Below are 19881 nucleotides of genomic sequence, written 5' to 3'. Positions count from 1 at the left end.
CAGGCGGGCGCGCGCATCATGCATGCAGTCGCCCCAAATTTGAAATTTTCGGAGAACGCACATGAAACGCATCCTGACCGCCACTGCCCTGACCCTTGTGCTGGGACTGGCCGCCGCCGGCGCCAGCGCCCAGTACACCGGCCCGTCGGCCGTCCCGGTGATGACCGTTAAGGCGCTGCAGGCAGATGGCAAGGACGACCAGCAGGCCGTGCTGCGCGGCAAGATCATCAGCAGCGTCGGCGACGAGCGCTACCTGTTCTCGGACGGCACCGGCCAGATGAAGGTGAAGATCAAGGCCAAGCTCTGGCCGGCACAGAAGCCGGTGGATGCGCAGACCACGGTGGAACTGGTCGGCGAATACGACAAGGAGCTGATCGGCGAATCGCACTTCGACGTGAAGGAGATCCGCCTGCCCTGAGGCGTGTCCTGATGCGCGTGTTCTGAGCCGTGCAGTCAGACCGGCTCGGCCTCGCTGTCGGCGATCTGGTACTTGCGCATCTTTTCCCACAGCACCTTGCGGCTGATGCCCAGGCTTGCCGCCGTGTCCTGCCGCCGCCAGCCATTGGCATCGAGCGCGGCCAGGATGCGGCGGCGCTCTTCCGTATCGGCACGCAGGTCGTTGCGCTCGCCGCCATCGAACGCACCCGGATGCAGCGAGCGGAACAGCGGCCGGATGCGCTCTTCGTCCCAGTGCCCGGTCTGCTGCACTGTGATGCCCACACGCTCGGCCAGGTTGCGCAGCTCGCGCACATTGCCGGTGAAATAGGCGGTGCCAACCGCGCCCTTGAGCCAGTCAGGCATCGGCGGCAGCGCGTCGAAGCCGGATTCCCCCAGCATATGGCGCAGGAAGGACTGCAGCAGTGCCACCTTGTCGGCCTGGCCACGCTCTTCCAGGCTGGGGATGCGCATCTCGATCACCGCCAGGCGGAAGAACAGGTCGGCGCGGAAACGCCCCTGTCGCACCGCGTCGCGCAGGTCCTTGTTGGTCGCCGCCACCAGCCGGAAATCCAGCTTGACCGCCAGGGTCGATCCCAGCCGGGTGATCACGTTCTCTTCCAGCACGCGCAGCAGCTTGACCTGCTGGAACAGCGGCAGGTCGCCGATTTCATCGAGAAACAGCGTGCCGCCGTTGGCCTGCTCGAAATAGCCACGGTGCGCGAACGAGGCGCCGGTGAACGCGCCCTTGGCATGGCCGAAGAACTGCGACTCGAACAAGCCGTCAGGGATCGCACCGCAGTTGACCGCGACGAACGGCCCCTTTCCGTAGGTGCCATTGCGCTCATGGAACAGGCGCGCGATGCGTTCCTTGCCCGCGCCGGTTTCGCCATACAGCATCACGTTGCTGCCGAAGTCGGCGAAGGTTTCCACATGCTGCAGCAACTGGCGCATCGCCGGCGAGCCGGCCACCAGATCGGCCTCGCGCTCGCCGGGCGCGTCCGTGGCCAGCAGTTGCGGCAGCAGCTTGCCGATCTGGCTGCGCAGGTCGGCGCCGGTGAAGTCATCGGCAAGAATATGCGCGTACTCCGGCGGAAAGCGCCCGGGATCGGCCTCGCGGCCGGGGCCTGCCACCCAGATCACCGGCATGCCGTGCGCGGCCTCCCAGTCCAGCGAAAAGCGCGCCGCGCCGATCACCGACACGCTGATCACCGCGATGCAGGGCTTCAGGCGCGGCTCGGCAGGCAAGGCTTCGAGTGCGCCGGCGCGGATAACGTCCACGCCCAGCGGCGCCAGGAAACGCGTGACGCGGTCGGCGATCTCGTACTTGCCTTCCCACACGTAGACTTCAAGGTTTTCGTAGGCCCAGCGGTCTGTCTTCATTCGATTTCTGCCATCAGGCGGTTTGGCGCAATCATGGCTCAGTACACCAGTTCGGCATTGTTGCAGTCGATGCTGTGGACCCAGAGGTCGGCGGTGCCTAGCTGGATGCCGAGGCTGGCGAGCAGCGGCGGGATCAATGCGTCGAGCGCTGCCCCGACCGGCGCGAGTAGCGGGCCGAGATCAATGGGCACACTAAGGATGCCCAGCAGCCTAGTCCGCACCTTCAGGGCCAGCACTTGCGAGAACAACCCGCCAAACGGATCGGCGGTACCAACTTGCGCATGCCCGCCCGGTGCCAGCGTGACCTCCTGGCCAGCCGTGCTGCCATAGCGTGGGACGTCCGTGGCAATCACGTCCGCAATGTCGAACAGCCCCAGCTTAGCCTGGCCGAGCACCACATCGCTACCCGTGCAGCCATCGGTGAGGCACGCCGTGACGAGACCACTTCTGACGTGCATCGTGGCACGGCGGTCCCCAGGATTTGCCGCGCATTGCAGCTTGGTCAGGTCGGCGGTGGCGTTGGCCACATCGAGATAGAGCGGCACGTTCAAGTTGGCGTCCAGTACCGGTTTCAGGATATTTGAGGTGATCTGGAGCATCAGGGTCAGTTTTACCTGGGATGAGCTTGCGGTCGTTTGCCAGGCGTCCGGGTTGCTGGAGAGCTGTCGCGCCGGACCTGCCGCCGTCACCGGCGGCTCGATCACGCGCAGGTTGGCGCTGATGCCCCCCAGGCCAAGCGGGAGATTGGGTATGTTCAGTGGCAGGGCAACTGCCGTATCCCCTCGCGCCACCTGCGCGGAGGCGAGCAGCAACTGCGCCACGTTCAGGCCCACCTCCACCGCCGACGATGCCGCAGGCGCCATCAAACCAAGATCAAGCAGCCTGGCCAGTGACACCGTAGCCGCTGCCCCGCTGGCCCCGAGCGCGGTTGGCGGGCTGCCCAGCATCGTCGTCAGCAGCGCGTCGCGGCCAGCGGCGCCAAGCACCAGCGCATAGAAATCACGCAGATTCAATGAAGTGTTCAACAGCTGGTCCACCGTGCCGACACCCGCTTTGAGCCGCAACTGGTCCAGCGTCACGGTGGTATTGACCAGTCCCTGCCAGTCCACCAACGACAAGCTCACCGTATTGCCCAGCAACACACTCAGCATGCTGTTGGCGGTGGAGACGTCCAGCAACCCAGTACCCAGCGAAAACGCCGCCACCGGCGGACTGCCGCTGGCAATCGCTTCAGCAAACAGCTGCCGGCCGCTGCCGCCGTCGATCACGAACAGGATTGGCACGGTCTGCGTTGCCTGCACGCGCACGGCATTGGGCGAGACCTTGGTTGCTTCATACGTAGCGCTGAAATGCTTCGGCCCGCCGCTCGCCGGATCCCACACGCCAAGACAGGCAGTCATGGCATCCGCGCCGCCACCGGTGGCATCGCCGCAACCCATTGCAATGCCCGACGGATACCCGTTCTTCGCACCGATATTCCTGACCGTACCCAGCACAGCGGCGTTCAGATTCGCCGCGCTATCAGCTCGCTTGAGTTGCTGTGCCGCCGACATCGCGGCCAGGTCCACCACGTTCTGCAACTGCCGCTGGCGCATGAACACATGCCCCACGTCGATCGACACCAGCGCGGCGATCGCCACGGTGGCGATCAGCAGCGCCGCCATCACACTGATGGCGCCGCGTGCGGATCGAGGTGCCCGGCGCGGCCGCGGCTGGCGCAAGCTCATTTGCCGCCCAGCATCTGGCCGGCGGAGCCGGCGCGCGCGGTGCTGGCGTTGGCCTGCCCCGTGTAGAACTCCGGCAGCGCGAAGCGGAAGCTGTTCAGGTAGCGCTCATAGCCCAGCGCGGCCTGCTCGCCGTGCATCGGCAGCATGGGGCCAGCCTGCGTGCCTTCGCGCTGGATGGCAAGGATGGCGCGCGTGTCGGCACCGATCTCGCGTTGCGCCGGGCTGCCTGCCGGCATGCCGGTGGCAGCGGCCTCGGTCGTGGCACGGTCGGTCTGCGCCTGCGCGGCGGGCGCCAGCATCAGCAGGCAGAGCGCGGGGATGGCAATGCGGAACATGGCGGTCATGGGGTAGCCCCTGCGGTTGCGGCCACGGCCGCCACCGAGGTGGCCGGTGCGGTGGTGGCGGGTTTCGATGGCGCCCGCGCTGCCGGCGCAGGACGGGCCGCTGCGCGGTCGCGCGCCGCGGTGGCGCGGGCGATGCGGTCGGCTTCCTTGCGGATGGCGCTGCGCGTGGCTTCGGGCAGCGCGGCCTTTTGCATCATGGCGTTGGCCTGCGCGCGCTTGCCGTCGGCGATCAGCCACACCACGGCGTTGCTGATCACACGCGGATTGCGCGCGTCCAGTTCCAGCGCCTGCATCACCGGCACGCGCGCGTCCTGCAGCGCGCCGGCGCGCATCAGCGCGTAGCCCAGGTCGCCGGAGATGCGCGGATTGACGGGGTCGAGCGCGGCGGCCTGGCGCAGCTCTGTAACGGCGCGCGCAAAGTCATCCTGGCGCCCCGCCAGCAGGCCGAGCCCGTGGTGCGCATGCGCGGCCTGCTCGCCTTGCGACGTCGCTGCAAGTTGCTGGTAAGCATCGGTGGCGGCCTTGTCCTGCCCGGTCTCGCGCAGCGCATCGGCGCGCATCGCCTGGATCTCCGGGCCGGAGCCGAAGCGCTTCACGTAGACCTCGATATGAGCCAGCGAGGCGAAGTAAAGCCCGTCCTGCTGCATCTTGCGGATCAGGCCCAGGTAGACCGCCTGCTCGCTGTATTCGGCGCGCGCGGTCTTGTCGCGCAGCTTGGCCAGTTCCACCTGCGCCTCGGCCTGGTCATGCATGGCCGCGGCCCCGTTCTGATTGGCGGCGCAGCCAGACAGCGCCGCGAGCAGCAGGCACGCCGCCGTTTTCGAGATCCGGCCCAGCGCCGGACCGACTGAGCGCGTCATCGCGTCCCTCCCATATGTGCCAGCATGCGGATCACCCCGAGGAAGCCGGGGCCCGCGGTCAGGATCAGCAGCACCGGCAGCAGGCTCACCACCATCACCGCGGTCATCTTGACCGTGAGCCGGCCGATCTCATCCTTCAAGCGCGATTTGCGCGCCTCCTGCATGCGCAGGCCGAACTGGCGCAGCGGCTCCTGCACCGCGCCGCCGTGCTTGTCCACCTGCGTCAGCAGCGTGATCAGGCTCTTCAGGTCTTCACTGTCGAACAGCCGGCCGATGCGCAAGAGCGTCTGTTCGCGCGAGCGTCCCGAGGCAAACTGCTGGTTGGCGCGTGCCAGCTCCGGCCCCAGCACGCGCAGCATGCTGCCGAACTCGGCCACGATCACCTGCAGGCTCTGGTCGATCGACAGGCCCACGCCCTGCAGCAGGCGCAGCATGTCGATCAGCACCGGCAGCTCGTCATCGACCATGCGCAGGCGCGCCGCGGCACGGCGGCGCAGGTGCCACTTGGGGGCCAGGTAGGCCAGCGCAAACGTGCCGAAGCCCCACGCGACGATGGCAAAGGCGCCCGCGCCCACGTGCCAGAGCATGGCGGCGAGCGCCAGGGCCGACGGCAACCCCAGCCGCAGCACGCCAAACAGCATGCGCGACTGCGGCCCGTACCATCCACATTGCTCCAGCAACTGCTGGTCTTCCGGCGTCACCACCGCGCGCCCGAGGCGCGAATCCAGCCAGTGGGCATTGATGCGCTCGCCCACGCGCGCGCCCAGTTGTGCCCCGATTGCGGTAGCCGCCCCGCCCCTGCCCTGCGGCGCGGCGGCACCGGCCTTTGCCGCAGCCTGGGTGCCCGACGCGGCGGGGACTGCGGCGTGGGCGGCCTGGGCGGCTTCTGCCGCGCGCTGCCGCGCCAGCGCGCCGTCGATGGTGCGCGCCGACAGCCGGCGCTGGCGCCAGTCGCGCAACAGCGGCAGCGTCAGTACGCCCACGCCGCAGGCGGCGGCTAGCAGGCTGAGCGAAATCAGTGTCAGGCGGTCCATGTTGGCTCTTGTCTGCGTGCTGGCATGCCGCTCAGATCGACTTGGCCAGCCGGTACAGCATGAAGGCCCCGGCAATTTCCAGCGCCAGGGCCGACAGCAGCATCGTCTTGCCGGTGGGATCCTTCCACATCATCAAGATGTAGCCCGCGTTCAGCATGAACAGGCCGCCGGCCACCACCAGCGGCAGCAGCCCCAGGATCCACGCCGACAGCCGGGTCTCGGCCGACAGCGCCATCAGCTCGCGCTGGGCCTGTTCGCGGTCGCGCATAAAGGCGGCGGTGCGCTCCATCACCACATCGGCGCGGCCGCCGTAGCGCACCGACAGGCGCAGCACGGAAGCCACCAGCACCAGTTCCTCGACCTTGTACACGCGCCCGACCTGCAGCACCGCCTGGTCCAGCTCCTTGCCGGCGCGCTGCAGGTGCACGGCCTGCACCAGGCATTGGCGCAGCGGCGCCTCGGTATTGGCGATCGAATTCTGGAACGCCGCCGGCACGCTGCTGCCGATCGTCATCAGCCGCACCACGCCGTCCAGGAACCCGGGCAGTTGCGACAACAGCTTCTTGTGCAGGCGGCGCACGCGGTTCCAGGCCGCGAACGCCGCCACGGCCAGCGCCACGATCAGGGCCGACACCGCGCCCAGCCATTGCCCCGCCACCGCGCCGGCCAGCGTGCACAGCACCACCGGCGTGATCCAGACGATGGCGGTACGGCGCGTCGGCGCCAGGTCGGCACGCCGCAGGAAGTCGTCCCAGCGGCGGCGCAGGTCGCGTGCGGGCAGTTGCAGCGCCGGATCCGGCGCCTGCGCATAGCGCAGGCGCACCTGCTCGGTCTGCGCCTGCAGGAAGGCCTGCTGCTGCTCGCGGCGCGCACGCGCCTGCGCGCTGGCCAGCAGCAGCAGGCCCAGGCCGGTGATGACCAGGGCCGTGGCGGCGAGCAGCAGCGTGGCGCTAGACATCGAAGCGGTCGTCCAGCATGAAGCCCGGTCCGCGCATGCGTGCCAGCTTGGGCGAGTGCGGCAGCAGGCCGAGCGAGAGCCAGCGGTCGGTCTCGGTACCGTCCGGGTTCACGTAGGGCTCGTGACGGTACAGCTCCTGGGTGGAAATGATGTTGTCGCCCAGCCCGGTGATCTCGGTGATCGAGACGATGCGGCGCTTGCCGTTGGAAAGCCGCGCGATCTGCACGATAAAGTCGATGGCGTTGGCGATCTGCCGGCGCAGGCTCGCCTCGCTGCCCTGGAAGCCGGCAAAGCCGGCCAGCATCTCCAGCCGGTACAGGCATTCGCGCGGGCTGCTGGCGTGGATGGTGCCCATCGAACCATCGTGGCCGGTGCTCATCGCCTGGAGCATCTCCAGCACCTCGCCGCCGCGCACTTCACCCACGATGATGCGGTCCGGGCGCATGCGCAGGCTGTTGCGCAGCAGGTCGCGGATCGACACCACGCCGGTGCCCTCGAAACCGCCGGGACGGCTTTCCAGCCGCACCACGTGCGGGTGGTTCAGCGCCAGCTCGGCGGTGTCCTCGATGGTGATGACGCGCTCGGTGGTCGGCACGAAGGTGGCCAGCGCATTGAGCAGCGAAGTCTTGCCCGAGCTGGTGCCGCCGCTCACCAGGATATTGCAGCGCGCCTGCACCGCGGCCTGCAGCAGGTCGCAGATCTCGGGGCTCATGGTGCCCAGCCCCTGCAGGTCAGCAGGCGTCATCGGGTCCTTGCGGAACTTGCGGATCGACACCACTGGACCCTCCAGCGCCAGCGGCGGGATCACCACGTTGATGCGGCCGCCGTCGGGCAGGCGCGCATCGACCATCGGGTTGGACTCGTCCAGCCGCCTGCCGATCGGCGCCAGGATGCGGCGCACGATGCGCAGCAGGTGGCCGCTGTCGGTAAAGCGCACCGGGATGCGCTCCAGCACGCCGTGGCGCGACACGTAGACGTCAAGGTGGCCGTTGACCAGGATGTCTTCCACCGCGGGGTCGTTGAGCAGGTCTTCGATCGGGCCGAAGCCGGCCAGCTCCTTGGTCAGCGCCTCGGCAATCTGGCGCAGCTCGGCCTCGTTGATGGGGATGCGGCGCAACCGGGTAAAGCTCTCCAGTTCCAGGTCGACAAAGCGCTGGATCGCGGTACGCGACCAGCGGCCGAACTCTGCGCCGAGCTCTTCGATGCGGGTCAGCAGGTGCTCGTGCGCCGCTTCCTTGATGTTCTGGAATTCCTGCGAGACCGGAAACGGTGCGGGGGCGTTGTCGGAGAATTCAATCGCTTGCGTCATGTCAGGTTCCAGTGCGTGCCACGCGCACCGCGCGCAGCGCCTCAGGCAGTTTGTCCTTCATCCGCGCCAGCAGGCTGGTTTCCCTGGCCTGCGCCGCGCGGTAGCCCAGTCGTGCCAGCAGGTCGGCCAGGGCGCGCACATAGGGGTCGTGCGGATCGTCGTCGGCCAGCACCGCGCCGCGGTTCATGGCCAGCACCAGCGGTGCGCGGCTGTCGGGCAGCGTGCCCACCGACTGCACACCCACGCGGTGCGCGATCTGCGCGGCATCCACGCCCAGGCGCGCATCGAAGCGCGACACCAGCAGGTGCAGGTCGTCGCGCTCCACCTCGCGCGCGCGCAGCTCATGCACCAGCTCCGCGGCCGAAACGATCGCGCCCACGCTCTGGTCGGCCACCAGCACCACGCTGTCGGCGGCCTTGACGATCTGCGCGGTGAACTCGGCATTGCCGAAGCCGCCCAGGTCGATGATCTGCATGTCGAAGAACGCGCGCAGCCGCTCCAGCAGGCTGATGGCTTCGGAGTAAGAGATGTCGCGCAGCTCGCCCAGCGCCGCGGGCAGCGGCAGCACGCATACGCCGTTGCCGTGGCGTGTCAGCGCGGTCTGCACGAAGACCTGGTCGAAGCGGCGCAGGTTGCGCACCGCCTCGACAAAGTGGAAGCCCGGACTCAGGTTCAGGTACAGCGCGCCGTCGCGCGCCGGCAGGCCCAGGTCCAGCAGCAGCACTTCGGCGCGCGCGTCAGTCTTTTCATTCAGTGGCAGGTGGCGGCGTGCCGCCGCGGCCAGGTTCACGGCCAGGCTGGTCACGCCCACGCCGGGGCGCGCGCCCAGCAGCGCCACGATCTTGCCCTGGCGCGCCGACTCGGCCTGGCGCACCTGCTCGCCCGGCACGGCCAGGCGCTTGACCACGGCCTCGGCATCGGCCGGCGCGTCGCGCAGGTCGATAAAGTCCTTCACGCCCACGCGCAGCGCCGCCAGCATGATGCCGGGCTCGTCGGCATGGCCCACCGCGACCAGCGGCAGGCCCGGGAAGAGCCGCAGCAGCTGCTCGCCCAGCCGCGCCGACGCGCCGGCCAGTTCCGTCGAGAAGTGCAGGAACACCAGCCCCGGGCGCAGCTGGGCCACGCGCTCGAGAAAGGCTTCCTGCGCGCCGCCTTCGGCCACCAGCGTGCCCAGCCCGCCCAGGACCTTGCCCAGCCAGTCCTTCACTTCGTCCTGCGTTGCGTGCAACAGAAAATAATCCATCTCTCCGCCTCAAGCTGTTGGCCATGCCTGCCGGCACGGCCGGCGGCTATTTTGAGAAACCCGGCAAAGTCGGGTCCGCGTATTCGCCCAGCACATACCAGCCCCATACATTGGGGTTGCCGTTGGTGCGGCCATCGGCACCAACGGCTTGCGCCGCCGGCGCGCCCTTGGCCAGCGGCTTCACCAGGCGCGGCGTGACCACGATCATCAGCTCACGGTCTTCCTGGTGGAAATTCAGGTTCTTGAAGAAGGCACCGATCACCGGCAGGTCGCCCAGCACCGGGACCTTGTTGACGTTGCTGACGGTGTTGCGGCTGACCAGCCCGCCGATCACGAAGCTCTCGCCGTCACCCAGTTCCACCGTGGTGTCGGCGCGCCGCGTGACGATGGCGGGCACCACCGCGCCATTGATCGAGATGCCGCGCGAGGGGTCGAGGTCGCTCGCCTCCGGCGCCACCTTCAGCGCGATGCGGTCGGCCGACAGCACCGTGGGCGACACCGTCAGCCCGATGCCGAATGGCTTGAACTGGATCGTGGTCGTGCCCAGCGCCTGCGGCACCGGGATCGGGATCTCGCCGCCGGCCAGGAAGCTGGCACTCTGGCCGGACAGCGCCACCAGGCTGGGCTCGGCCAGCACGCGCGCCAGGCCGTTGGCCTCCAGCAGGCTGATATTGGCGAAGATACCGTGTGTCAGCGACGCGGCCACCAGGTTGAAGGCATTGCTCATCGGCGACGCGATGTCGGCACTGAAACTGCCCGGTGCGCCGCCGCTGCCGGGCGTAAAGGTGAACTTGTTCAGCGTCGATGGCGAGAACGTGCCGAAGGCAAAGCCGGAGTTGTTGCGGAAGAAGTTGATACCGACTTCCTTGAGCACGGTCTTGCTGATCTCCACCACCTTGACGTCGACCTGCACGGTACCGGAGAGCGGCACGGTAGAGCGATCCACCACCAGGCCGGGCTTGCCATCGGTCTTGCCGGTGGTGGCCGCGCGCGCCGCTGCCTGCGCGCGCGCCGCGGCATAGGCATCGGGCGACTGCCCGGTGATGGTGGCACCGGCGGCGGAATAGCCAAGCTTGGCGCCATCGGCATCGGGCGCGATGGCATCGACCTGCACGTTGTAGGTCAGCGGCTCGGCGCCGCCGCGCGTCCACACCATCACGTCGGTCACGCCAGGTTGCTTGGCCACCAGCAGCACGCTGGGGGCACCGCGCGTGCGCAGCACCAGCGCGTCGGCCACCGCCGGGTTGCCCACCGCGACGCGTTCCACCGGTTGCGCGCTGCGGATCTCTTTCTGCGCGCCGGCCAGCAGGCGCAACTGGCGCGCGTTCACGGCTTCCTGCGCCTGTGCGCGCGGCGCCAGTGCGCACCACGCGGTAGTGGCCAGCATCGCGGCCAGCGCGAGTTGCATCAGCCTGCGGCGCAGGGCCGTCGAATGGGCTGGTTTCTTCTGGATATGCATAAAGTCGGCGCCCACGTTCTTATTCGATCTCGCGCTTGCCCGCGCGAATGACTTCCACGCCTGCGCTTTGTCTCGCCTGGGCTGGCGCGGGCGGCGCGGCAACCTGCAGCGGCCGCGGCGCCGGCGCTGCCACCGGCGCGCGCGGGGCAGAGGCGCCGGCGGGGGCGGCCAGGCCGGACAGCATCACGCCGGCCATGGCCTTGTCGGGGGCCGCGCGCGGCGCTTCGGCGGGAACGCCGGCGCGCGCGGCCAGCGCGGGCGGGGGTTCGGCAAACATGCCGTCGCTGGGCATGGCTTCGTCCTGCGGATTGCGCAGCGCCAGCAGCAGGCGCCCGGACTGCTGCGCCATCGCCAGCCGGCTGACCTGCTCCAGCGGCACCGACAGCACCGCGGTCTTGGCGCCCTCCTGTCGCGCCATCATCTGTTCCGGCTTGGCGTTCTGCGGCCGGTTGACCGAGGCGACGCCGTAGGCCAGCACGCGCAGGCGCGACAGCAGCATGCGCGCCTGGCTTTCCGGGATCTCCTGCTGGTCGCGGCGCAGCACCAGGAAGACATCGACATAGTCGCCCGGCTGCACCTGGTTGCCGACGCCGATGACTTCATCGACTGACACGGCCACCGCGCGTTCGCCCTCCCGCACCTGCGTGGCCAGGCCAGCCAGCAACTGGCTTTCGAGCACCGGCACGTTGGCGCCAAGCGCCACCAGCGGCACCTGCCCGGTCACGCGTGCCACCTCGCTGTAGGCGCCGGTGGGATCGATCGGGAGCATCTCGACCTTGAGCGCCTCGGCGGCAAGCGGCTTGCCCGCCTCCACCGCTTGCGTGGTCACCACCACTGCGTGCAGCGGTTTGGCGGATGTCGATGCCGCGGGCGCCTGTGCCGGCTGGCGGCCCACTTGCCACGCCAGCAGCGCAAGCAGCAGCGCCAGGCCAAGCAGCACCACCGCCAGAAGTCGGATCTGCTTGCTGGTCATGCGGGATTCCTTTGGATGGGCATGGCGTGGGGGCGTTGGGGCATGGCGGCTCAGATATCAGGAGAAAGCTGGACCATTGCCGAGCCTGACAGCGTTGCAGGGACCGGGACCATCGGCACGGCGGGGAGGATGTTGGTGGTGGGAAGGTTCAGCGTAACCTGCACGCAGACATCGGTGGAGCCGGATGCACAGGGCACTGCCTGCGCAACGTTGCCGGTGGACAGCAAATTCCTGATGGATGTGGGAAGCGTGCCGCGCGCCATCGCAGCCGCTGCATCGACGCGCGCGCCTTGCGTGGCCGCGAGGCCTGAGCCGGAAACGCCCGCTGGATAGCGCAGCGCAGCGCGCGCGCCTTCTTCGGCGGCCAGCGTCAGCACCTGTTGCAGCGCCAGCATCACACCGTAGTAGACGATGCCGATCACGATGGCGAGCAGCACCGGCGCCACGATCGCAAACTCGATCGCAGCGCTGCCGGCGCCGTGGCGGCGCCGGTTTATCCCCCTGTTGACCCTTGCGTGCAACAACATCTGAAACCCCGGTCCCTTGGTGTTCTTTCGCGCCGACCGGCGGCGCAGCCTGCTTGCCACTAGCCTGTCCGGCTAATGGCCCGCAGCCATCCAGGCCAGCACGCCCACGGCCAGGTACGCGGCATATGGAATGCCGCGCGCCCGCGAAAACTGCGCCGTAGGAATAGGTCCGCTGTCCTGGTGATCGATGGCTTGACTTGTAGCCGGCGCGCGACCGCCCAGTGCAAGCGCCAGCAGCGCGTGCACCAGCCCGAGCAGGTTGCCGACGACCCATGCCAGTACCAGTCCTTGCGGCCCGGTGAACAACCCCGCCACGACCAGGAACTTGACGTCACCCGCCGCCATCTGCCCGAGGGCATATACCGGCAGTGTGACCGCAAGGCCCAGCCCGGCGCCGATCAGGCGCGTGGTTAGCGGCAGTTCCATGCCCTGTCCGGCGAGCAGTGACAGCCCGAGGGCCAGCACGGCAGCCGCCAGCAAGGCGTTGGGAACGCGCCGGTGGAGGAAGTCTGTGTAGAGGGTCGCCGCGCAGAGGAGCGCGGCAATCACGCCGGTCTTATGGTTTCGGCTTTACTTGAACCATCCCGAAACCGTGACCGAAAGCCGATCGAAGCTGGCGTTAAGCTCGGTGCCGAGTTTGCCAGCGCCGACGGCAATCGCCAGAGCAACAAGCCCGACGATCAGGCCATATTCGATAGCCGTCGCTCCGCGCTCATCCTTAATAAAGCGTGCAATGAGTCGTTTCATGATTTCCACTCCCGAAGTGATCTGTTGCCGCGATCACGCTTCCCCCGTTCGATTATCACGGTGCTCTGTGGCCCGCTATTTTATCGACTTTTCACGCTTGCTGCGCTTTCTTTTTAAGACATGGAATGTCTCAACCATACCCCTCCTACGGGTGATAGCAATGACCCAAAGGGGTTAAGACGCGCGTTTGAAACGACCCGGCACGCCCGGGTCCACAGGTTGTCAAAGAGCAGGCAGACCGGCCGGGAACCGGCCTGCAACCTGGCATTGCGGTCATACGGCCGCAATGCCAGCCAAAATAAAAAGATGCGCTGCGACGGGGTGATGAGCGACAGCGCACCGTGAAAACACCTAGCCGGGATGAGACATTTCAGCGCAGCAGGCCACCCACCAGCGGCAGCTGCAACGCCTTGTGGTCACCGCTGCCACCCTGGCTGTCGTGTGCGCCTTGCTTCAGCCCGCCGACCAGTCCGGTCACCGGCGCCAGCAGCGCGGTCACGGGACCGAGCGCGCCGCCCGCGGAACCGCCCTCACCGTTGCTACCAGCCTTGGCCAGCGGCAGGTTGCCCAGCAGGCCACCAAGCGGGTTGCCGCCACCCTGACCATTGCCGTTGAGGAGCGCGCCAGCGGCCGCGACCGTCTTGCCGGCCTCAGTCACCACGCCGCCCAGCGGCGAGACCACCGGTGCGTGGGTGTTGCTGATCATGCTGCCGCCTGCAGCCACCGTATTGCCGACCTTGTAGAGCAGGCCGTTGGCCGGCTCGCCCAGGTGCGTGGCCGCTCCCAGTGTCTGCGTGCCGTCGGTGCCCTTGCTGGTCAGCGGCACGATGACTTTGCTGACCGAATTCGTGACCTGCGCGACCGGGCCTTCGGACAGCACGCTTTTCAGCTTGTAGCTGCCATCGTGCACCGCGATGCCCACGTGCCTGACCAGGCCACCCACCGGGGTGGTCACCGGTGCCAGCGGTGCCAGCTTCTCGGTGCCCAGGCCAGACACCAGGTCGCCGCCGCTGATCAACGCCTCGCCCACGTCGTGGACCACGTTGCCGGTGCTGGCCACCGTCACGCCAACCGGGTTGTCGACCGAGCCCATCTGCCCCAGCCCATCGCGCACGCCGGCACCGAGCGAGCCAACCGCCTTGCCGGCCTTGATCACCACGTCGCCGGCGCTTTCGCGCGCCGTGGTGGGCAGCAACGGCAGCGGCGCCTCCTGGATAGTCTTGCCGATGTCACTGATGGCATTGCCAGTGGCCACCACGGTATTGCCCGCGCCTTCGGTCACCTTGGCCGTGGGCGTGGTCTCGCTCGATGCGGACGGTGCCGGGTTGACCGGCGTGTCGGTGTTGCCGCTGTTCGGCCGCGGATTGGCGCCGCTGCCGCCACCGCTGGACGAACAGCCTGCCATCAGCAACGCAAGGGCGGCCACGCCGGCCGCGGCCAGTGAGGTCATGCCATGCTGCGACGGATGCTTGATTTTCATTGCCCTTCTCCTGTCTTGTTGGCCACGGTGCTGCCGGCCGTCTTGTCTTATGTGCGCCGCATGGGATTGCCGACGAGCCTCCCCGGTGTCCCGCTTTGTTCCTCTGGCGGACCGCTCCGAAGCGGAACGGCAAGACCGTGGAACGCGAGATCGTCGGCGCGTCTGGACAACCAATGGCAAGGCGCGTGCCAGCGGCGCCAGCGGTGCCGGCACGGAACCGGCCGCGGCGCTGCAAGCCTTGCCTGGCGCGGATTGCCGGGTGATGCGGGGTAGCTGCGGGCCGGACACAAATGCCGTTGCGGCGCGGACCTGAGGTGTTACGTGCTACGTAACGTGTTCCGGGAACATGGGAACACGGAGGCGCGGATGACCGTGGCGGGAGGCCGTGGCAGTGCGCGGCACGGCGCGCTTGCCTGGCTGGATCGCCATCGTCGCAAGCCCGCCGTTCCGGCTGTCTTGTTCCCTGCAGACGACACACGTTACGTAACGCGTAACGCGCAGCCGCCCTGACACCCCATCCCCGGCAGCGCCGCGAGCAGGTCCCACCGCTTCCCTGGAATCCGCGCCCGGCAAGGCTTTGCGGGCACCACCCCCGACTTCCGCAGGGTCCGCTCCAGGACGCGTCGCAGCGCTGGCATACCGATTGCGCCATATCCGTCACCGCCGCACGCAGAAAACGAACGCGATGCGCGGCCGAGCGATTTAAACGACGGGAATGAGGGAACAGAACATGCGCAAACAACAACTCGCCGTAACGGCACTCCTCGCAACCTTGCTGGCCCTGGGTGGCTGCGCCAGCGGCAGCGGATCGACCTCCATGGGCACCAGCGACACGGCGGGCACCAATGGCGGCACCAAGACCACGGGTACCGATGGCACCGGCGGCATGGGTGGCTCCGGCGGCAGCACCGACGTGGCCGGCGGCGGTACCGGTGGCACGGGCGGCGGCACGGGTGGCACTGGCGATAACAATGGCGGCAATACCGGCGGCGGCGAAACGCCCACCGCACGGACCCCGACCGCCGAGGTCATCAACAATACTGGCAAGGTGCTCGACAGTACCGGCAAGACGGTCAGCGATCTTGGCGACAAGCTCGGCAGCAGCAACCTGCCGCTGGTGCCGACCCAGACACAAACCGGCCTGGGCGACGCCGTAGCCTCCGCCGGCGATGCCATCGGGGCACTGGCCACGGGCCTGCAATCGGGCCTGGGCAGCATGCCGAACTCGGATAATCCGGTAGGCACCACGGTAGCCAGCACCGGCAACGTGGTCACCGAACTTGGCAAGACCTTATCCAGCACCGGTACCGCCGTCAGTGGCCTTGGCACCGGCCAGCTCGCGCCACTGGCGCCGCTGACCTCGCCGCTGGGCACGGTGGTGAACGAGTTGGGCAAAACGGTGAGCGGCACTGGCGAAACGCTGACCACGGTGCTGTCGACCGGCGCGGTCGAGCAGGTGACCACCACCACCAGCAAGCTGATCGTGCCGATCACCTCGCAGCTGACCGGCGCCGCACAGACGCTCGGCGCGGCCACGGGCCTGGGCGCACCGACCACCAGCCTGCTGGCGGCCGTGGGCGGTGCGCTCGCGACGGCCGGCACCACGCTGCAACAGACCAACACGCCGGTAGTCTCGGGCGTCGGCGGCGTGGTGAACGCCACCGGCACGACCGTGGCTTCGCTGGGCGGCGCAGTGAACGGGCCCGCCAGCGGCGGCGGCCTGGGCGCGCTGAGCCCGGTACTGGCACCCGTGACTGCGCTGGCCGGGGGGCTGACTGGCGGTGCAGGCGCTGGCGGTACGGGTTCGCCGCTGGCGCCTGTCACCAGCCTGGTCAGCAGCATCACCGGCGGCCTTGGCAGTGCCACCGGCGGCAGCACCGGTTCGCCGCTGGCGCCGGTCACCACCGCGGTCAGCGGCGTGGTGAATGGCGTGGTCGGCGGCGTCACCGGCGCCGCGGCGGGCACTGGCACCACCAGCCCGCTGGCCCCCGTCACCAATGTTGTCGCCGCCGTGACCGGCGGCGCCACCTCCACCGCGGGCAGCACCACCAGCAAGACTTCGACCACCAGCGCCACCGGCCCCATCGGCGGCCTGGTTGGCGGCCTGCTGGGCGGCCTGACCGGCGCGCTCGGCCAGAAGTAATCCAGCCTCAGCCGCTGCCCTGGCGATCGCCTGATCGCGGGCAGCGGAGCACACCAGATTCAACGTAGCGGCCAAGCGCTGAACCGGCAGCATCGGACGGCAGGCGCACGGGGGTAGCGGCAATTCCCGCGCCAGTGGCACGCGACGTCAATAGCCGCAGTATTTCCTTACAGGGGTTTTGCCATGCGTGCACGTCATCGCGTTGCCGCGCTGCTGGTCAGCGTCGGCGCGTTCCATCACGGCCTGGTCCAGGCCGATCCGCGCAGCCCGGTCCAGGGCGACCCAACCCAGACGCTCCCGAAGATTGCTCCGGCCCGGCCCGACAGCAGCGTGACCGTGCAGGTCGAACGGCCGCAGGCGGCCATGCAGGACCTGCTCAATACACGCCTGACACCGCGCCGCTTTCGCATCGAAGGCGCGAAGACGCTGCCGTTCGAGGAGGTAGCCGCGCAGTTCAAGCCGCTGGCCAATCGCGAGATCACGGTGGCGCAGCTGCTGGAAGCGGCCAACACGGTGACGCAGATGTACAAGGACCGCGGCTATCCGCTCTCGTTTGCCTTCGTGCCGGCGCAGGACTTTGCCAACGGCGATGTGCTGATCACCGTGGTCGAAGGCTATGTGGCCAAGGTGACGGTCACAGGCAAGGCGGGCCCGGCAGAGGGCCGGCTGCGCGCCATTGCCGAGAAGCTGCAGCAGGACCGCCCGCTGCGCCAGGACCGCTTCGAACACTACGTCAATGCACTGGCCCTGCAGCCCGGGCTGCAGGTGGCGGCCACGGTGCAGCCGCCGACCACCACCGACGGCGCCTGCGAGATGGTGCTCGACGTCAAGCGCAAGCCGTTCACCTTCGGCACCGGCATTGAATACATGTCGCCAGGCCTGCGCGCCATTGCCACCGCGACCACCAACAGTCTGACGCCGCTGGGCGAGCAGATCTCGGTCTCGGCACTGTTCCCCAAGGGCCGCGACAACGAGGAGTACTACGCCGCCAGCTACGCGCAGCCGCTCGGCACCGAGGGCATGATCGCGCGGCTCAATGCCTCGCACTACCGAGGCGTGCCGCAGAACGCCACGCTGGAGGCGATCGGGTTCAACCCGCGCTACGTCAACGACACCAAGCGCATCGGCGGCTCGCTCAGCTATCCGCTGCTGCTGTCCAACGCGCATACGCTCACGCTGACCGGCGGCTTCTACGGCGCCGACCAGTTCGAGCGGTACACCCACACCGCCACCGGCACGCGCGTGACGCTGGGCACCAACGTGCGCGTGGGCACCGCGGAGCTGACCTACGTTCAGCGCGGCGAAGGCGTGAGCCGCAACGCCACGCTCGGCCTGTACAAGGGTTTCGATGCGCTGGGTGCGAGCCGCCAGAACAACACCAACGACCTGAGCTTCTTCCGCACGCGGCTGCTGCTGTCGCAGTCGAAAGACCTGCCGGCGGGCTTCGGCCTCACCGTGGCCGCGGCGGGCCAGTACAGCGGCGACCGCCTGGCCTCGGGCGAGCAGATCAGCTTCGGCGGACGCTTCTTCGGGCTGGGCTATCCCGCCGGCGAAGTGGCGGGCGACAAGGGCTGGGGGGCCTCGGCGGAAATCAGCCGCCTGTTCCTGCCCGACATGACCTACCTGCGCACCATCCAGCCCTATGTGTCGGCCGACGTGGCGCGCGTGTTTTCCAACAGCGTGTCGCTGTCGCACCGCAGCCTGTCATCGGTAGCCATTGGCGCGCGCTTCTCGGACCGGCGCTACTACACGCTGGATCTGTCGGTGGCACAACCGGTAGGTGACAAGCCGACCAATGCAAGCCGTCGGTCGCCGCGGATCAACATGACTTATTCGTACCAGTTCGATTGAGCTGGTCGCGTTTGGGCTGACGACACCAGGTTTCCCTGCACCCGGCCGACGGCAGTCTCGCGTCGGCCGATTTTTTTATCCCGAAGGCTGCATCTGGAGCGAGCACGCGCACCAATCCGCACAGGCAGCGCAGCCCGTGCCGTCGCGCAATTCCGCCGCGCAAGCGCGGCGCCGCACTCAGCTCACGCGGAAACCGATCTTCAGCGTGACCTGGTAGTGCGCGATCTTGCCGTTCGTGATGTGGCCGCGCGTTTCCACCACTTCGAACCAGTCGATGTTCTTGATGGTTTCACCGGCCTTGGCAATGGCGCTCTGGATGGCCTGGTCGCAGCCATCGGGTGAAGATCCGACGATCTCGACCAGCTTGTAGGTATGGTTGCTCATATCCCTCTCCTTGGCGGGCGGACCCGCGGGGGTTCCATCCATCATAGGCGCGGGTGCGGATAGTCCCAAGGGCAGCGGCGGTGCAGCGATGCTGCACCGGATAGCCGGCCGCAGATCCTGTTACACAATCACGCTTTGCCAGTGGCGTATGCGGCTGCTACGCTGCGAACCCGCCCCGACAGCATGCGGCGCGCGGCGCGCGCATGCCGTCATTCACCGACGCAAAGATCCGCCGTGACTTACAGATTCATTCGCCGGGCCGTGCTGGGCCTGGGCCTGGCCGCCGCCGTGTCGGCCTTCACCTCGTTCAGTCCCTTCGCGCTACTGGCGCACGCCCGCTCGGCTTCCACCTTCGACCAGGTGACCGACACCATCGCCAACAGCATCAGCGAGACCTTCAACGAGGCCGTCGCCAACCACTTTCCCGCGCGCACCGGCAAGCCGGCCCAGCCGCCGGATGCGAAGCCGGTGCCGGCCAAGCCGTTTGCCGATGGCAGCGGCTACACGCTGTGCTTCGTGCCCGATGGCGCGAGTTGCCAGGCGCTGCTGATCAATGCCATCCGGAGCACGCGCCATCGCCTGCTGATCCAGGCCTATTCGTTCACCAGCGCACCGATTGCCGAGGCCGTGGCACAGGCGCACCGGCGCGGCGTGGACGTGCGCGTGATCCTGGACAAGAGCCAGCAGTCCGAGCGCTATACCAGTGCCACCTACCTCAAGCATGCCGGCGTGCCGGTGGTGATCGACAACAAACCCGCGATTGCGCACAACAAGGTGATGGTGTTCGACGACCAGGCAGTCTTCACCGGATCGTTCAACTTCACCAAGTCGGCGCAGGAGCGCAACGCCGAGAACGGCATGCTGATCCGCGGCGACGCCGCCGTGGTCAGGGCCTACACCGACAACTGGAACAAGCGCTACCAGCAGTCGCGCGCGTACTGACGGCAGCAGCAGGGCGCCCTGCCCTGCACGAAGCGGCGCGCAGTGGCAAACTTGCAGCTTTCCTGTTCAGCCCCCTCCGGAG

The 19881-nt window shown here is 68.1% G+C and carries 19 protein-coding genes; 4 read left to right on the top strand and 15 right to left on the bottom strand.

Features of this window, described 5'->3' with window-relative positions:
- The first annotated feature begins 61 nt into the window (after positions 1 to 61).
- Positions 62 to 418 carry a YgiW/YdeI family stress tolerance OB fold protein gene (locus I6H87_RS19685; protein ID WP_010809826.1) on the top strand — a complete coding sequence of 119 codons (357 nt, stop codon included), beginning with the start codon at positions 62 to 64 and terminating at the stop codon, positions 416 to 418.
- 35 nt (positions 419 to 453) lie between these two features.
- Here I6H87_RS19685 and I6H87_RS19680 read toward each other — a convergent pair whose 3' ends face one another.
- From I6H87_RS19680 to I6H87_RS19615, 14 genes are all read right to left on the bottom strand, one after another.
- Positions 454 to 1818 (bottom strand): sigma 54-interacting transcriptional regulator, encoded by a 1365-nt coding sequence (locus I6H87_RS19680; RefSeq protein ID WP_011616405.1) that lies wholly within the window; start codon positions 1816 to 1818, stop codon positions 454 to 456.
- A 38-nt stretch (positions 1819 to 1856) separates the two neighbouring features.
- Positions 1857 to 3545 carry a TadG family pilus assembly protein gene (locus tag I6H87_RS19675; RefSeq protein ID WP_011616404.1) on the bottom strand — a complete coding sequence of 563 codons (1689 nt, stop codon included), beginning with the start codon at positions 3543 to 3545 and terminating at the stop codon, positions 1857 to 1859.
- Complete coding sequence (locus I6H87_RS19670) at positions 3542 to 3889, bottom strand: DUF3613 domain-containing protein (RefSeq protein WP_011616403.1); 348 nt, start codon at positions 3887 to 3889, stop codon at positions 3542 to 3544. Before I6H87_RS19670 ends, I6H87_RS19675 begins: the two co-directional genes overlap by 4 nt.
- On the bottom strand, positions 3886 to 4749 hold the full coding sequence (locus I6H87_RS19665; RefSeq protein ID WP_011616402.1) for a tetratricopeptide repeat protein: 864 nt from the start codon (positions 4747 to 4749) through the stop codon (positions 3886 to 3888). Before I6H87_RS19665 ends, I6H87_RS19670 begins: the two co-directional genes overlap by 4 nt.
- On the bottom strand, positions 4746 to 5783 hold the full coding sequence (locus tag I6H87_RS19660) for a type II secretion system F family protein (RefSeq protein WP_011616401.1): 1038 nt from the start codon (positions 5781 to 5783) through the stop codon (positions 4746 to 4748). Before I6H87_RS19660 ends, I6H87_RS19665 begins: the two co-directional genes overlap by 4 nt.
- 31 nt (positions 5784 to 5814) lie before the next feature.
- Positions 5815 to 6741: a type II secretion system F family protein gene (locus I6H87_RS19655; RefSeq protein WP_011616400.1), complete on the bottom strand. Its 927-nt coding sequence runs from the start codon at positions 6739 to 6741 to the stop codon at positions 5815 to 5817.
- Positions 6734 to 8050: a TadA family conjugal transfer-associated ATPase gene (locus I6H87_RS19650; protein WP_010809819.1), complete on the bottom strand. Its 1317-nt coding sequence runs from the start codon at positions 8048 to 8050 to the stop codon at positions 6734 to 6736. Before I6H87_RS19650 ends, I6H87_RS19655 begins: the two co-directional genes overlap by 8 nt.
- A gap of 1 nt (position 8051) precedes the next feature.
- Complete coding sequence (locus I6H87_RS19645) at positions 8052 to 9293, bottom strand: CpaE/TadZ family protein (protein WP_010809818.1); 1242 nt, start codon at positions 9291 to 9293, stop codon at positions 8052 to 8054.
- A 46-nt stretch (positions 9294 to 9339) separates the two neighbouring features.
- Positions 9340 to 10752: a type II and III secretion system protein family protein gene (locus I6H87_RS19640; RefSeq protein WP_011616399.1), complete on the bottom strand. Its 1413-nt coding sequence runs from the start codon at positions 10750 to 10752 to the stop codon at positions 9340 to 9342.
- Between the two features lie 19 nt (positions 10753 to 10771).
- The gene (gene cpaB, locus I6H87_RS19635; RefSeq protein ID WP_011616398.1) at positions 10772 to 11725 is read right to left on the bottom strand and encodes a Flp pilus assembly protein CpaB; all 954 of its coding nucleotides are present in this window, start codon (positions 11723 to 11725) and stop codon (positions 10772 to 10774) included.
- A 50-nt stretch (positions 11726 to 11775) separates the two neighbouring features.
- On the bottom strand, positions 11776 to 12252 hold the full coding sequence (locus I6H87_RS19630) for a TadE/TadG family type IV pilus assembly protein (RefSeq protein WP_010809815.1): 477 nt from the start codon (positions 12250 to 12252) through the stop codon (positions 11776 to 11778).
- Positions 12253 to 12324: 72 nt separating this feature from the next.
- Complete coding sequence (locus I6H87_RS19625) at positions 12325 to 12801, bottom strand: prepilin peptidase (RefSeq protein WP_041687902.1); 477 nt, start codon at positions 12799 to 12801, stop codon at positions 12325 to 12327.
- A gap of 21 nt (positions 12802 to 12822) precedes the next feature.
- The gene (locus tag I6H87_RS19620; RefSeq protein WP_010809813.1) at positions 12823 to 12999 is read right to left on the bottom strand and encodes a Flp family type IVb pilin; all 177 of its coding nucleotides are present in this window, start codon (positions 12997 to 12999) and stop codon (positions 12823 to 12825) included.
- Between the two features lie 370 nt (positions 13000 to 13369).
- Positions 13370 to 14479 carry a collagen-like triple helix repeat-containing protein gene (locus tag I6H87_RS19615; protein ID WP_011616396.1) on the bottom strand — a complete coding sequence of 370 codons (1110 nt, stop codon included), beginning with the start codon at positions 14477 to 14479 and terminating at the stop codon, positions 13370 to 13372.
- 730 nt (positions 14480 to 15209) lie between these two features.
- Here I6H87_RS19615 and I6H87_RS19610 point away from each other — a divergent pair.
- Both I6H87_RS19610 and I6H87_RS19605 read left to right on the top strand, forming a co-directional pair.
- A complete protein-coding gene (locus tag I6H87_RS19610) occupies positions 15210 to 16622 on the top strand; it encodes a collagen-like triple helix repeat-containing protein (RefSeq protein WP_011616395.1) in 1413 nt (470 codons plus the stop codon).
- Positions 16623 to 16805: 183 nt separating this feature from the next.
- Entirely contained in the window at positions 16806 to 18473 is a 1668-nt protein-coding gene (locus I6H87_RS19605) for a ShlB/FhaC/HecB family hemolysin secretion/activation protein (protein WP_011616394.1), read from the top strand.
- 177 nt (positions 18474 to 18650) lie between these two features.
- On the opposite strand, the gene I6H87_RS19600 is transcribed toward I6H87_RS19605, so the two are convergent.
- Positions 18651 to 18857 (bottom strand): dodecin, encoded by a 207-nt coding sequence (locus I6H87_RS19600; protein WP_010809809.1) that lies wholly within the window; start codon positions 18855 to 18857, stop codon positions 18651 to 18653.
- A 234-nt stretch (positions 18858 to 19091) separates the two neighbouring features.
- On the opposite strand from I6H87_RS19600, the gene I6H87_RS19595 reads away from it, so the two are divergent.
- Positions 19092 to 19799 carry a phospholipase D family nuclease gene (locus I6H87_RS19595; protein ID WP_231881474.1) on the top strand — a complete coding sequence of 236 codons (708 nt, stop codon included), beginning with the start codon at positions 19092 to 19094 and terminating at the stop codon, positions 19797 to 19799.
- The last annotated feature ends 82 nt before the right edge of the window (positions 19800 to 19881 follow it).

This window comes from Cupriavidus necator, assembly GCF_016127575.1.
Lineage (GTDB): Bacteria > Pseudomonadota > Gammaproteobacteria > Burkholderiales > Burkholderiaceae > Cupriavidus > Cupriavidus necator_D.
Note: the sequence above shows the minus strand (reverse complement) of the source record. Positions and strands in the feature narration are given on the sequence as shown.